Genomic DNA, 13,332 nt, shown 5'->3' on the forward strand with positions numbered 1-13,332 from the left:
GGCTGGCCTTCAGCACGTCTGCTTTGTGCCAACAGCGGACTCATGCGCTCGATGGCAACCGATAGGGCAGGCTTATATCTTGCCAAGCGCGAGCTATTGTTCTGACGACAGGTGGACCATCTGGCGCCCACCATTCATCGCCTTGAGGCTGTTGACGTAATTCTCAGGGCGCTGCCAGCGATTAGGAACTTTCAATCCCATAAAACTTGCGATGTCGCCGATAAATCCTGTGCAATTGAACGTTTCAGCGTTCCACACCGGCGAAGTCGCCTGCAACTTCTTGATATAGGCGAAAACTCTTTTTGCGTCTGTCTCACTCAAGTAGACTCGGTAACTCGCAGTCAGGTATTGCGGATCAAGATCGCCGTAACTTGCGCCGGTCTCGGACGGCACCCACGTCACGTGCCCAAGTACATAAGCCAAGGTGTCTCCCGCAGGGGTGAGGCCTGCGACTTCAACTTGTCGCTCGCTCGTCTTCCCATACCAGACGAAGGCGTGGCCCCAGCTTGCCGCCGTTCTGGCTCGGAAATCGACGTAGTACGGGCCCTTTGCTGATCCCAGCCTTGCCGTCGACTGTGCTGCCGGTTTGGATTCACTGGCCTCACGGGACTCAAGCGCATTCGCGTTAGCGGTGCGCTTGTGGAGTTCCTGGGACGTGAAGCGTTCCGATCCGACGCGAGTGTCGATCTCGCGTCCGGAAGCCGATTGGAAATTGCACGGCAACAAAACAGCCAGCGCGAATCCCCCAAGCCGGCATAGTCTCCTCGCTCTATTGGCCACGCTTCGTCGTTTCACTGATTCAGCGAGGCCTATCAGTATCGTGCCGCGACGGGCGTTTTCCCGATCGGTGTCTTCCCGATCGGGGTCTTGCCAATCGGCATCTTGCCAATAGGAGCTTGCGGATAGACGGGCACGGGCTGTCGGTGCGGGAGGTCGGCAGCGCTCGCGGCAGCCACCATGCCGAGCGTTGCAACCGCAACAGTCACAATTTTCATCACGGTACGTCTCCTTTAGGTCAGAAGAACAAGCAGCAACCTACTGACAGTCCCTCCAAAGCAAGGAGTGATAATCGACCTTCGAATACGTCCAGAGTGCGGCAGAACAGCCCCCCTGGGGAAATACGTCTGCGTGAGACAGATATGACACATGCCAGACGGTTCCATCCCAGACGTTGATCCTTGGGGCGGTCCAATCACGTACCGCCCTATTTTCATGTGTGCTACCTAGTTGGGTAGCAAAATGGTAGCAGGAAAAGCAGATCATGACTGACGATCAGGTCAATCTCGTCGTTCAGCACCTTTGCGAGCAATTGCACTTGGCGCTCCGATTGAAGGGCAGCGAAGCACATCCACCAAACGCCAAGGATATTGGATTCGATCCTGCCTCTGTAAGAACTGTATTGCTGACCGGGTTGCGTTCGGCGGGTGTCACGATCCACCACGAGGCAGCCGGGGCGAGCGAAGAGCCGCCGTGGTCCTAAACGCAAAACGCGGGACAGAAGCCCGCGCCAATGTCTCAGTTGGGTCAAAAACGGTCCTAACGGCCCCGAACCGCCACTTCCGGGTTACCCCGAGCAACGGACATCATTAGGTCGGCCCGGTTGGTCCGGTTCGTGCCAGACTGAGACATCGACGAGACCACGTCCTGACGCTCCCCTCGGGGGTCGGGGCCGACAGCGTCCTCACGCTTGATGCCAACCACGCCATCACCATCACCCAACACCCAGCACCCCAGCCTGACGGCTGCGGATTTCCATCTCGTCTAGCGTTGAGCCCGAACCTGCTCCGCGTCAGGTTCCGTCGGTTTTGAGCGGGACGCGCTTCGACGAAGTGACGGCGATCCATTTCGCCTGGGCGATCAGGTAAGAATGTGGGGACTCGACGCACGCGACTCCAGCATTTCGCGTATATCCTCTTGTGGTTGTAGTTTTGTCCGTGTCTACCATCGCAGGTAGTGAATGGCTCAGGCTTAGGTTGGGCGCCTGCGGGGTGGGAATGCATTATGGGGTGGACGCGGCGACCGGGCAGTTTTCGCGTTGTAATCAATTCCCCGGCTACAACACCGTGTTCATCCCTCTGCATCGCTATTTCATCCAGGCTATGGATCTCATGTACGCCCATCTGCGGAACGGACGCCCGCTGCCGCCCAGTCAAGTCGTCCACACAACGCCGCGCGGCGTGGGTGCGCCGCCGATCACGGCCGGCAACGTGCCGCCGATCGCCGCCGCGCCACCACCGGGTGCACAGATCACCTTCACGCCCGGACAGGTGAAGATTCCGGATTGACGGGATCCCGCTGGCGTCCAGGGCGAGCCGCGCCGCTTGCGTGCCGACTCGCCCGGTCACGGCGACGCGGGCCTACACGCACCTGAGGCTGACGTGCAATCGGTAAATCTCGTCGTTCTGACCCCGACGACTTCCGGTCTCCACCAAACAACGGACATCGTCAGACCGGCCCGGTTGGTCCGTTTCGTGCCAATAAGCGACATTGGGTCGATCACTGACGATCCATCGAGACAGTGAATTCAACTGGATCATCGGGTTTCACACCGAGTGAGATGACTGCGCCACTGGCCTGCAGGTCATTCCACTGCAGCGGACCGTGGACGCCGTTGAGGATGAGGACTACGCGCTTCTTCGATCTCTCGACCCGCACTTCCATGAAGGTCTGGAAGAAGGGTGCGCGGTTGAAATCGAAGATGCCGGAAAAAGCCTCAACGCTGAACGGCCAAGCACTAAACCACTTTATCCAGTACCAGAACGGCTGCTTCCATAGCGGCATCTCGGCATCCATCTTGGCGCGAAGGTGGTCAGTCCTCGGGTAGAACGCCCAGTCCGCTGCAGCAGGCTCCTTCGGAAAGTCGAGGGCCGTGCCGATGCTGAGGTAGGCTCCGCCGCCGCCATTGACGAAGTGGTGCATCACCCGAGCGGGGCCGTCGCCGACGATGTTTTCCCGGTAATATTCAAAGTCGTGCGTATCGCCGGCCATGGCGACCTTGACGTTGTGGGCCGCCAGGAGCCGATAGAGCGCAGCGAACTTTTCCGAAGATTCGGAGACATCCTGGCCTTCGGCAATCGGCGGAATGTCGTGGCCGCCTGCGAAACGTGGATGGCCGACGATGGCCATGGTGAATTTACCGCGAGTTCGATCGAGGGCTCGCTCGATCCACGCCAGTTGTCGTTCGTCCACGGTGCGTAAGATGCCAGTGTCAATCGCAAGCAGGGCAAAATCATCGGTCTGCAATTCGAAAAAGGGCCCTCGCTGGATCCCAATATTTACACCGTATAGCCGGCGCAGACGCGCTGCGTGTGCCATAAGATTGTCGATCCGGCGCGCATTCGTGCCGGTCAATCCCAGATCGGCTTCGACCCGGGCTTCCATTGCGCTACGCGCCGCCTTGGGTTCGAGAAAGTTCGCGTTGAAGCTTTCGAGCGCATCGAACCAGTCATGATTGCCGGGGATCGCATAAACCGGCTTTGCGAACCCTTGGAAGGGGAGATAGAACTTAGCCTCATAGTCTTCGATAGCTCCGGCCGGATAGATGACGTCCGAAGAGATCACGAGAAATTTTACGTCATCGCTCTGTCCGAGCTTCAGATAGCGCGAGGCCAGCGAATATTGGGAAGCGTCGCCTTCGCCCGGATCGCCGATTACGAGGAAGCTGAAGTCGCCCTTTCCCGCAGTGCCCTGCGGATCGATCCGAAAGAGCTCATCGCCGCCGCCGTAGGCGCGCGTCACGGCCTCGATCATGTTGGCGCGCCATGGATCGACCCGCAACTCTGTCAGCTTCTGATAAATGCCAGTCGCCCAGCTTTCAGTGTTGAAGTACCAGCTGAAACCCCAGATCGGATTAAACGCCACGAAGAAGGCAGTCACCGGCAGGCCGAGCCGCAGCAGCAGGATCAGCGCGAACGGCAGCGAGAGGCGCGCCTCCCGCAGGCGCAGGCTAAAACCAAATCGGGCTTCCAGCCATCGACGCATCAGCCAGTCCGCCACCGGATTCATCCGTACAGCCCCTTGCTCCGCATCTAAGCGCAGGGACCATGCCAGACGTTCGACCGGTCTGGTCACGCGACGCCAAGCCAGGCGCGCTGGAAGCATGAGCACCGTGGCGAAGACGAGCGTCATTAGAACGTCTCCGACCGTGGCAACAAATGGGGAAATGCGGCCGAGCGTGTCATCGGTTAGTGGCATCCGGCCGGCATGGATCGCCAGGAACACGATCCCGAGCGTTGATATCCACAATAGATCGGCGGCGCGCACGAACTGAAATCCGCTGTCGGTCTCGGAACGCAAACGGGCAAAAGTCTCGTTCCCGGGAACGCCCAACCCTGCGTCCGGGTGAACGTTTGAGACGTTGGCGGCCGTATCTGGTGCGACCGGTTCAACCGGCACCATCAGCAACCGCCAGCCTGCGGCAACAACGTAGGCGCCGACGATGATGCCAATGGCCTGAACGATGCCGATGAAACGACTGAGATACCAGATCACCGACGCACATGTGAGATCGAAGAGTCCGTTCAACACTAATGGGAGGCGGTCCGAATGCGAACTGCGCCACGCGACAATGATTTTTCCAAATCCATCGACCGTCAGAATTGCTATCAGCAAGACAAGCAATCCGTGGCCAACGAGGGCTGAGCTGAGCAGCAGGACGTTTCCGGCGAGAAATGCAAGCGCACTAGGCAGATAGGCACTCGCCTCGGCGCCTCGCGGCGATGTGAAAGCGATATATGCCTCTGCAATCGCCATCGCGATCAGAGGAAGCCCGAGGCTCGCAAGTGACCATCGACCGGCTACGAGCGGCGTGGTTAGGACCAAGCCTCCCAACGCGATCAATAGAGCGCCAGCGATGCGTTTCCCAATGGCTCCAGCAATCGATGGCATCGGCATCTATCCCTGTTCAATCGACGCGCGCGTTTTGACGAAGCCTTTATTGGAAAGGCCGGCCGGTCAAGGTGGGCGTGCAGGCTCGTTTCTACGGGGACGATTGCGGGAGCCGCCGCCCCAAAATTGCAGTCTCTAGTCAACGCGCGGTTGAGGTTTCGCCGCGCGGTCGATCCCTTGATCGAATTGGGCTTTCCTCGCCATGTCCGGTTTACCCCCGATAGTGACCGAACTGCGGACATCGCTGATGGTCCGGTTCGTGCCAATCTCAGAAGTGGGACCGGCATTTTTCAATCGCTTTGGCGGCGCACCGATTTGCCCCGGGTTCGCTTGACACCCCGGGGCTGCTCGCTCACCCTTAACCGTCAGCGCTCTGGCTCGCTGTTCAGAGCTTTCGCCTGTGCCAAACGCTCGGAAGGGAGCGAGCGGGGCTGCCTACCGAACGCTAAGTCGCGGGGCGGCTTTTTGAGCGAGTTTATCCTGGCATAAACGGCACCCGGAGAGCGTGTCAGTTTCTTGGCAAGCAGACCGACCTTGACCCGGGATATAATAAGCTCACGTAATTGAGCCTCTTCCGCGGGTGTCCAAGGGCGCCCGGCTGGGCGTGGACCTGTCATTTATGAAATTCCCCCGTTTAAGGGCTTATCCAATCGCAACGAGCGCGTTGCCGCAAGATGCTGTGAGACTTGGGCGCTGAACCGGCGCTCCACTGCCACGCCGCGCCGCTGGCTCCATGAACGTCGCTGGTGTCTCGCCGATTGATGCATTTCATTCAAATTGAAAGAAGGGGCTTTCTAAAATTTTTTGAGCCTACAAACTCCGCGCCCGATGCATTTCCAGGGCGGACATTTTGGAGATTGCTATGAACGTCATTTCAAACGTTTACATGCGCGTCATTCCCGAAACGCAGACCAGCGTTCAACCCCCCAAGACCGTCGCACTGTTTTGCCGTATTGGTTTGGCCGCCTCTCTTTGCGTGGCATCTTTCGGTCTTGATATCGGTGCCGGATTTTTCTGACGGTACCGTCACCGTCGTCCCGGATGTGCCAGCCCGCGAAACAAAACCCGCACGATGGGATCAAACAGCGGCGCCAATCAGTACTGAGTGGACCATTCGATGGCGCCAGCGTCTGTAGTCAGGATGTCCGCTTTGCAAAACCGGACCTTCCTCAAATGTGGCTTTTGACCCAGAGCTGAACTCGTGGCCGGACCGCCTGTTCTTTGGACGACTTACGGGCGCAACCTCACGACGCAGTGTCTGCGTTCACCGACAGGGTGAACTGAAACGTGGCACCGTGGGGTAGGTTTGCCGTGGCCCACAGCCGGCCACCGTGGGCTTCCATGACCGAACGCCGCACCGAAGTGCTTTCTAAATCAAAAGTTAATGGCGCCGGCGGACTGCGAACCTACCTCAGCTTCACGCATTCGGCGTTCTCGTGAACATAGTGGAACTTCCTCATGTCCAACACCTCGGTAAAAGTCGCTTTCGCATTGGCGATCTTCTCTCATGATCAATCGCCAGGAGTCGTGCAATGAATATTGATCTTGAACAGCAGCGGTGATTTCCGTGTCCCGCACCAGCTCCATTATTTCGCGAGCGAGTTTGCTGTCGGGAATTCTGATTCCCGCAAGATCGGCATTCATAGCATTTGGACTATCCCGACGATGGTGTACCGGTCCGGGTTAGCCGGGTTTACGTCTGAGCTCGATAGCTGATTGAGAGGGAGCCATGTCAAGCAAGATTGTCTTTGGGGCCGCATTGGCTCTGGCGTCGTTATTGCTGGCAAACATCGGATCTGCAGAGGGCGCCTCGTCACTTCACAAGGGACCATGGCCGATTCGCAATGGTCGCGATTACCAGCCAACCGAGCATGAGCTTAGAGCCTTGCATCAGGAGGATGTCACGCCCCATCAGGCGCGCGAGATCGATCGATTGTACGATCAGCTCCTGGCAAGCAGTGAAAACGTTCGCCATCGGCATCCCGCACCCAAACATTGATCGCGCTGTTGCCGAAACCGATTTCTTCCAACTCGCGTGACGCTGCTTCCTGTTCGTAGAGGCGCAGAATTCAGCCGGCAAGAATTCGGCCACCTCTAACGTGGAAAATCGAAACCAGGGGCGACACTGCTATCCGCCGTCGGCAATGGCCGCTGCAACCTTACGCGCGCACCATTTGCGTGCGCTTTCCCGGAAGCCAAATTGAAGGAGTTTATACTCCTCGTTGGCTCTGACTTTGTTGATCAAGGTGCAATTTATCCAGCGTTACGCTTAGTCACTCGCACAAGCAAAGCGCGCCGGCCAATTCTATGCACCCAACGCGATGAGGCAAACCCGATAGTAACGGATCTCGCGAACCCAGTCCGGTCTTCCCCCAGCGGCAGACGTAAACGTCGGCCCGGCCAGTCGGCAGCTCAGGGTCAAAAGCGCCGTTCTGACCGTGCGCCGCTCACATCCGGTCTTCCCCCAGAAACGGACATCCTGGGTGCCGGTCAGCATGTCTCAAACGTGCCAACAGGAGACTCATGCACCGCAGCAATACGGCAGAACTATTCGATCACCTCGTCGGCGGTCGCGAGCAACGTCGGCGGCACGGTCAACCCGAACGACTGCGCGGTCTTGAGATTAACGATGAGTTGGAACTTTGTCGGCTGTTGTACCGGAAGCTCGGCAGGGTTCGCGCCTTTAAGAATGCGGTCCACATAGGCGGCGGATCGACGGAAGATTTCCGGCGCGTCCGGCCCATACGTCATGAGCCCGCCTTCGACGGCGAACGGCCGATAGACCGAGACAGCAGGCAACCGGGTTTGTGCGGCGAACTGAGCGATCCGCTTGATGTGATCGACGTTGAAGGGGTCGGGCGGGATGATCAGACTGCTGCCCGGCTGTTTGCTCAGAACGTTGATAGTCGATTCTATTTCATCGGGCGTGCCGACCGGCATTGCGACGAGTTCGATGCCTGCCGGTTGGCGCGTGACTTCGATTTCACGGAGAAAATCGTAGAAAAAAGGAGTGGTCTTTGGATTGAACATCAGCGCCGCTCGGGTGATGTGCGGCTTTACGTCCCTGAGAAGTCCGATCCACTTTCCGATCAATTCCGGATTGACGAAAGTGAAGCCGGTAATGTTGCCCCCCGGATGCGACAGGCTTTTCACGAGGCCGAGGCCTACCGGATCCTGTACCAGCGCGCAAACGATCGGAATCGAACTGGTGATTTTTTTCAGTTCCGCGACTGCTGGCGTGCCATTGGCGAGAATTACATCGGGCGCGAGCGATACCAACTCCTTAGCATATTGCCGAATGAGTTCGCTGTTGCTGGCCGACCACCGGTATTCGACGCGGACATTTTCGCCCTGCTTCCAGCCGAGGCCCGCCAATCCCTGACTAAACGCCATGATGCGTGCATGGCTCTCGGGGTCGCCTTCTGCGACCGTCATCAACACGCCAACACTCGGCATGCCCGTAGACCGCTGCGCGCGTGCCACCAACGGCCATGCCGCAGCGCCGCCAACAAGCGTAATGAACTCTCGTCGCTTCATTGCCAATCCTGCTCCCAACACTCTCAAGCCAACCGTAAGCAATTTTCGGCATAGGTCCAAGCGTCGGACGTCTGAAATGGGTCATTTTCAGACCTCAGGCCGCGTCTGAGTAAGGCCCGCTGATCCCCCAATAGCGGACATGCAGCGACTTCATCGGCATGTCCGAAAAGTGCCAAGAGCGGACCATGCGGTCGGAGCCATTTGTTCTCACTTTGGCGACGCGGGAACGACAAACTCCGGCATGAGCTTAACCTGTGACCTGACAGAATTTGAAATGAAGCACTGTGCTTCGGCGCTTTCCATGATCTCACGCGCACGCTCAAGCTCCGCTTCGCCCCTGAGGGTTATATGAGGTCGAACCGTCACTTCGGTGATACGGTACTTGCCTTCGACGTGCTCAAGCAGGCCTTCGGCTTCGCTTTCATATTTAGCCGGGGTCAAGCCTCGCGCTTGAGCAAGAGAGAGAAACGTCAGCATCATGCATGTGTTAACCGAGCCGACGAGTAGTTCTTCAGGCGCCCAGATGTCGGGCTCGCCTTTGAATTCCGGCGGGCTGCCAACGATGATATTCGGTTTGTCCTCTGCCGAGAGCAAACCCCGCCGCGCAGAACTCCAAGTGGTCTTAGCTTTGTAGCGAAAGGGCTTGTAAGGTCTCTTTTTCTCCACGCAGACCTCCATGGTTCTAGTGGTCCAAGAGTGCTCTCGCTTACTCGTTCGACCATCCCCCTTTTATATCGCGCGGCGGTTTCGGTCTGAAGTGGGTCAAAAGCTGCCCTGACGGCCCCGCCGCGCGACTTTCGCGGTAGGGACGCGAGTTACCTCGCGCCCCCGCACAGATCCGTACGGGCCCAATTCGGGCATACGGCTCCCACCTTGGGTGTCTAACGGCGCGTCGTGATATTCTCACGAAATTCCGTATGCGCTTCAGCGCCTGTGACACGGTTCCCCGGTACTGTGCCCGGCCCGTGCTTTGCTGACTCACATTCCCCTCGGCCCCCGCCCTTGGCTCCACCAACTCCGCAGCCGGTTGCCCGGCTTTGTTCGTCGGCTTCCCAGCTACTATGGCGGGGTCAGACTTCTCATGATCGTACATCATCGGCTACGGCTCCTCGCCTTCCCGACACGGACCAGTGCAGCACGCATGTGGCGCTGGCCGACCATGAGATCTCCCGGTTCCCGAGCAAAGAGCGTCCGCACATGCCAGTGTCTAAGACCACGCCGGGTCGTCTGGGCGCTCGCGTTATCGCGCCCATCCGTGTTGCCTTCCGTCACCGGAACGACGTCGGCACCCAGGATGAGGGTACTTTCGCGGCTCAATGGCTGGCCTATGCGCTCCCCTGTCAACGCTTCGCCAATACCCTCGCGGGCACCTGCGCATGACTCGGGGTCGATGCGGTTCGCTACTCCTTCATCGTGATGGACTTGCACCATCTACTCCTTGCCGGTCTCCCGGCGCACTCCGGTCTACCCCAAACAACGGACATCATCATCCCGGCCGGGCTGGTCCGTTTCGTGCCAAAACCGGACTCATGCGCCGCAGCAAAGAGCGACTTATTCGATCACCTCGTCGGCGCGGGCAAGCACCGATGATGGCAAGCTGAGGCCGAGTGCTTTGGCGGTCTTACCATTGAGGATCAACTCCACTTTGGTCGCTTGCTGCACAGGCAGGTCGGCCGGGCGCTCGCCGCGAAGTATCCGGCCCGCATAGACCCCGGCGAGGTGCCACGCTTCGGCGGTGCTCCCACCGTAGCTGACCAAGCCGCCCGCCTCGGCGAAGCTTCGGTTCTGGTAGACCGCTGGCACCCGGTGCTGGATCGCGAGCGCGGCCAGCTCGACCGAGATGCCGCAGCGAGACGGGGCTCAACTTGGATGCGCTGGGACCAGATGGAAGAGTAAGGGTTCCTTCCGTAGTTCTCCGGCCGTGAACATAGTTCCGCCTCGTCGGCTGCGTTAAAAACGCAGGGACAGTTCAGGGGTGAGCTTATAAAAGAGGCGATGTGACGTGCAGGCTGCATGCTCATCCCTAGGAAGCTACGCAGGCTGCAAAAAACCATCTGCGTTCCGTTGAATGTTAGCTCGCCGTAGCGCAGATGCGCGGATCGCTCTCAGGCGGGAGACATTGCGTTTGATACGGAGCACCCACATGGATTCCACGCTGGACGACAAACTCGCGGAAGGGCAGTTCGCGAGCTTCGAGGAGCAGCTTTCGAACTTGGCGCGCGAAGCGGGAGTCAATCCTTCGGACCCGCCGACCAGCATGAAGACGTTTCGCGCTCCGCGGGCAACGATTCATGGATTGGCGGATTGGCGCTACCTGGCTTTCGTCGGTTCTCTGTTGGCAGCATCCATTGGTGTCGCTGCCTGGTGGTGGTCGTCCTCCGTTCATACGGAGACGATGGCCCCCTCAGACCCAGCACCTCTGACACAGGCCGCGCCGAAGGACGCCGCGCCGACTAATGTCGCGCCGAACGCGGTCGCCCTGTCGTCCGACTTCGCGCAACAGCTCCAACCGATAGCGCGCGATCTCGCTACCTTGAGGCAAGCGGTCGAACAGCTCGAGATGAGGCAAGAACAATTGGTCCGCGACAATGAAAATGTCGCGAGCCAACTCAAGGCGAGCAACGCAGAAATGGCACGCAACAACAATATCATTGACCAGATCAAGGCGACCCAAATACAGATGGCGCGCGAAAGCGAGGCGGTTACCGAGCGGCTCAACGCAAGCCAGGAACAACTGGCCCGCGTCATCGCCAACGCTTCAGAGCGAAAGGTAACGCCTGAAGAGCCAAAGGTGAGCCCCGAAGAGCCAAAGGTGATGCCCGAAATACCAGTGCCGCGTCCGCGGCCGTCGACCAATGTCGCCCAGACGCACAAGCCGGCGCCAACCCCGGCGCGGCCGCAAGCTAAAAAGCCGCAACCGTCATCGGCATGGCCATGGTCAGTGCGCTAGTGCCGTGACGTACCGACCCAAGCGCTGATGCCGGTGCTCAAGCGACACGGACCGACGATGACTGCCGGGCAATCCTGACTTACGGTAATTGAGCGTTATAGTTCGTTGGGGCGATCGATCTTGAGCCGCTTTGCGTTTGCAGGGCTTACGGCGTCGCGATTAATCCGCTAGCTGTTGCAACTATCCAGCGGTTGCCCCAACGCACGATAGAGTCGATACGCCCAATGCCGGGCACTGTGTCGCCGCGCTTTGCCATCCGAACCCCATCGGGCCCTCCGAGGACCGCGGTTCCGCCTCGAACGTCAAGAACTGTCCAACCCTCAATGGTCGTCGGTCCTGTCTCTGGCGCCGGCGTCATAGGTCCCTTGGGCGCTATCGAGCCGGTCGGCGTCATATCTGCTTGTTCCACAGATAATTGAGCCCCATCCGACGCCGCGGCTAGAGGCTTGGCGGAAACGCTCGCTCCAACTGCGGAGATCTGAGTTGCGCCTGATGGTGTTCGCAAACCTAACGTGGACGTCGTCTTTCGGGCGCCTTCGATCTTCCCGCCCAACCTTGTTTCGGCAACTCGATGCGAAGGCGTTTCTGTCTGAGTGATTGGATTGAGGGCCGAGATATTTGCAGGACCGTACCAACTAAAGCCGCCAGCCCATCCCAATGCAAAGCCCGCAACCAGTGCGCTTGCGACCAGCCAAATAGTGCGCTTTCGATCACCGTCTGGCTTCAACAACGCCAGGATTTCATCTCCATTGGGACTTGAGAAATCCCATGGCTCCCCCGTCGCAGGCTGCGTTATGACTTCGCTACTGCCTTCATCTCCAGCCGACTCGATCCTTTCCAAGGTATTCGCCTGGTGCAATTGCATGATCGGACTCCTTGTGGTCCCCAATGATCATGCTTGGAACTAAACCAACCATTAACGGCGAATCAGCCGCAAGGCTTGGGCCGGAATGAATTGGGCAGAGGGCGATCATTAATCGCAATGGAGCCGGATCGCTGAAGTGACGTCAGGAATCACACGGGGGTGATAAGTTCAGCTTTCTTAGGAGTGGATCCAGCCCGTCAGAACGACACCGCTTAACTTCACTAACCTGCTTTGGAGGCTTATCAGCGGCGTCCTTCTTTGGTTCCTTTGTGGTGCTGGCTCTATTGTTTGCGGCCTTGGCCTTGAGATCATGCGGATCGTGCCAATGACGAGGAGTAATGTCCCGATGCGGTGGAATAGCGGCTTGCCTTGGTGCTGGTGGTTCGCTGGGCCGAACATACACAACATCCACCCTCTCAGCGGCCGTCGGCGTGTCCTGATTGATTACAAGCGGCAGGCGATCAGCCTTGTTACCGGCCACTACAGGCATGACAACTTCTGGCGCGGGCGGCGGCGCGGATTTCTTCGCAGCTGCAGCAATAACACCTAGTCCAGCCAGGCAAGCCACTCCAAGCGCGACGGCTCTAATCACGTGGGAGCCCCCTATGCAGAGAGGCTCCAAGCCTCGTGATCAAATTGGTCCAGAATGAGGCCGCTCGGCCAATGTCACTGACTAGGCGCTGGCGCCAGCCGTCCGGCGGTGACGCACCCGGCGACGCTTCGTGCCCGCGCGCCGGAGTGGAGGTGGTGCAGCGGGAGGTCGGACAAGTAAAACAACGGCGCCGCTCGGCTCTTCTGGTATTATCTTCTGTAGCGACGCCTCGATCGAGGCGAGCAAAGCTCGGCCAGCTTCGGTGATCTGCCAGCCGGACGTGTCACGCAAGACCAATGCTTGGGTAAAGATATCGAGGCCAGGCACACACGCCGCCCAACGTTTTGTCCGGTCAGTCCAGTCTGGGCCACTGGAAATTAGAATGGCCACCGCGCGCCTCAGCTCTTCCAGCGAAGCGCGTCCTTCTGGATATCCGGCCAACACCTTGAGAACTGTAATCTGAAAACTCACTACCCGCCCCCGACCCGCAAGGCGTTCAAA

Annotated in this window: 12 protein-coding genes; 5 read left to right on the top strand and 7 right to left on the bottom strand. The window is 58.7% G+C overall.

Annotation, left to right across the window (positions count from 1 at the left end; all coding sequences use genetic code 11):
* Positions 1-93 precede the first annotated feature (93 nt).
* Positions 94-780, bottom strand: a complete 687-nt coding sequence (locus V1289_RS11790; RefSeq protein ID WP_334397120.1) for a hypothetical protein — start codon at positions 778-780, stop codon at positions 94-96.
* 32 nt (positions 781-812) lie between these two features.
* Positions 813-995: a hypothetical protein gene (locus tag V1289_RS11795; protein ID WP_334397121.1), complete on the bottom strand. Its 183-nt coding sequence runs from the start codon at positions 993-995 to the stop codon at positions 813-815.
* A 266-nt stretch (positions 996-1,261) separates the two neighbouring features.
* Between V1289_RS11795 and V1289_RS11800 the strand changes: the two genes are divergently transcribed.
* A complete protein-coding gene (locus tag V1289_RS11800; RefSeq protein ID WP_057855775.1) occupies positions 1,262-1,480 on the top strand; it encodes a hypothetical protein in 219 nt (72 codons plus the stop codon).
* 526 nt (positions 1,481-2,006) lie between these two features.
* On the top strand, positions 2,007-2,285 hold the full coding sequence (locus tag V1289_RS11805) for a 3-hydroxybutyrate oligomer hydrolase family protein (protein WP_334397122.1): 279 nt from the start codon (positions 2,007-2,009) through the stop codon (positions 2,283-2,285).
* A gap of 211 nt (positions 2,286-2,496) precedes the next feature.
* Here the strand turns inward: V1289_RS11805 and V1289_RS11810 are convergent, their stop codons facing one another.
* Positions 2,497-4,887: a metallophosphoesterase gene (locus V1289_RS11810; protein WP_334397123.1), complete on the bottom strand. Its 2,391-nt coding sequence runs from the start codon at positions 4,885-4,887 to the stop codon at positions 2,497-2,499.
* Between the two features lie 862 nt (positions 4,888-5,749).
* Between V1289_RS11810 and V1289_RS11815 the strand changes: the two genes are divergently transcribed.
* Positions 5,750-5,905 carry a hypothetical protein gene (locus tag V1289_RS11815; protein WP_334397124.1) on the top strand — a complete coding sequence of 52 codons (156 nt, stop codon included), beginning with the start codon at positions 5,750-5,752 and terminating at the stop codon, positions 5,903-5,905.
* 356 nt (positions 5,906-6,261) lie between these two features.
* Here the strand turns inward: V1289_RS11815 and V1289_RS11820 are convergent, their stop codons facing one another.
* Positions 6,262-6,531 carry a hypothetical protein gene (locus tag V1289_RS11820; protein WP_334397125.1) on the bottom strand — a complete coding sequence of 90 codons (270 nt, stop codon included), beginning with the start codon at positions 6,529-6,531 and terminating at the stop codon, positions 6,262-6,264.
* Between the two features lie 85 nt (positions 6,532-6,616).
* Here V1289_RS11820 and V1289_RS11825 point away from each other — a divergent pair, with 85 nt between their 5' ends.
* Complete coding sequence (locus V1289_RS11825; protein ID WP_334397126.1) at positions 6,617-6,886, top strand: hypothetical protein; 270 nt, start codon at positions 6,617-6,619, stop codon at positions 6,884-6,886.
* A 548-nt stretch (positions 6,887-7,434) separates the two neighbouring features.
* Here the strand turns inward: V1289_RS11825 and V1289_RS11830 are convergent.
* The 3 genes from V1289_RS11830 to V1289_RS11840 form a co-directional block, all read right to left on the bottom strand.
* Positions 7,435-8,322, bottom strand: a complete 888-nt coding sequence (locus tag V1289_RS11830) for an ABC transporter substrate-binding protein (protein WP_334397127.1) — start codon at positions 8,320-8,322, stop codon at positions 7,435-7,437.
* A 309-nt stretch (positions 8,323-8,631) separates the two neighbouring features.
* A complete protein-coding gene (locus tag V1289_RS11835; RefSeq protein WP_334397128.1) occupies positions 8,632-9,090 on the bottom strand; it encodes an OsmC family protein in 459 nt (152 codons plus the stop codon).
* 885 nt (positions 9,091-9,975) lie between these two features.
* On the bottom strand, positions 9,976-10,266 hold the full coding sequence (locus tag V1289_RS11840; protein ID WP_334407412.1) for an ABC transporter substrate binding protein: 291 nt from the start codon (positions 10,264-10,266) through the stop codon (positions 9,976-9,978).
* A gap of 301 nt (positions 10,267-10,567) precedes the next feature.
* Between V1289_RS11840 and V1289_RS11845 the strand changes: the two genes are divergently transcribed.
* The gene (locus V1289_RS11845; RefSeq protein WP_334397129.1) at positions 10,568-11,374 is read left to right on the top strand and encodes a hypothetical protein; all 807 of its coding nucleotides are present in this window, start codon (positions 10,568-10,570) and stop codon (positions 11,372-11,374) included.
* Positions 11,375-13,332: the final 1,958 nt, after the last annotated feature.

It is taken from the genome of Bradyrhizobium sp. AZCC 2289 (genome assembly GCF_036924615.1).
Lineage (GTDB): Bacteria > Pseudomonadota > Alphaproteobacteria > Rhizobiales > Xanthobacteraceae > Bradyrhizobium.

Bases quoted from the DNA above. Each gene is read 5' to 3' on its own strand.
- V1289_RS11800 (WP_057855775.1), top strand. From the start codon at position 1,262: ATGACTGACGATCAGGTCAATCTCGTCGTTCAGCACCTTTGCGAGCAA.
- V1289_RS11815 (WP_334397124.1), top strand. From the start codon at position 5,750: ATGAACGTCATTTCAAACGTTTACATGCGCGTCATTCCCGAAACGCAG.
- V1289_RS11825 (WP_334397126.1), top strand. From the start codon at position 6,617: ATGTCAAGCAAGATTGTCTTTGGGGCCGCATTGGCTCTGGCGTCGTTA.
- V1289_RS11810 (WP_334397123.1), bottom strand. From the start codon at position 4,887: ATGCCATCGATTGCTGGAGCCATTGGGAAACGCATCGCTGGCGCTCTA.
- V1289_RS11820 (WP_334397125.1), bottom strand. From the start codon at position 6,531: ATGAATGCCGATCTTGCGGGAATCAGAATTCCCGACAGCAAACTCGCT.
- V1289_RS11795 (WP_334397121.1), bottom strand. From the start codon at position 995: ATGAAAATTGTGACTGTTGCGGTTGCAACGCTCGGCATGGTGGCTGCC.
- V1289_RS11830 (WP_334397127.1), bottom strand. From the start codon at position 8,322: ATGACGGTCGCAGAAGGCGACCCCGAGAGCCATGCACGCATCATGGCG.
- V1289_RS11845 (WP_334397129.1), top strand. From the start codon at position 10,568: ATGGATTCCACGCTGGACGACAAACTCGCGGAAGGGCAGTTCGCGAGC.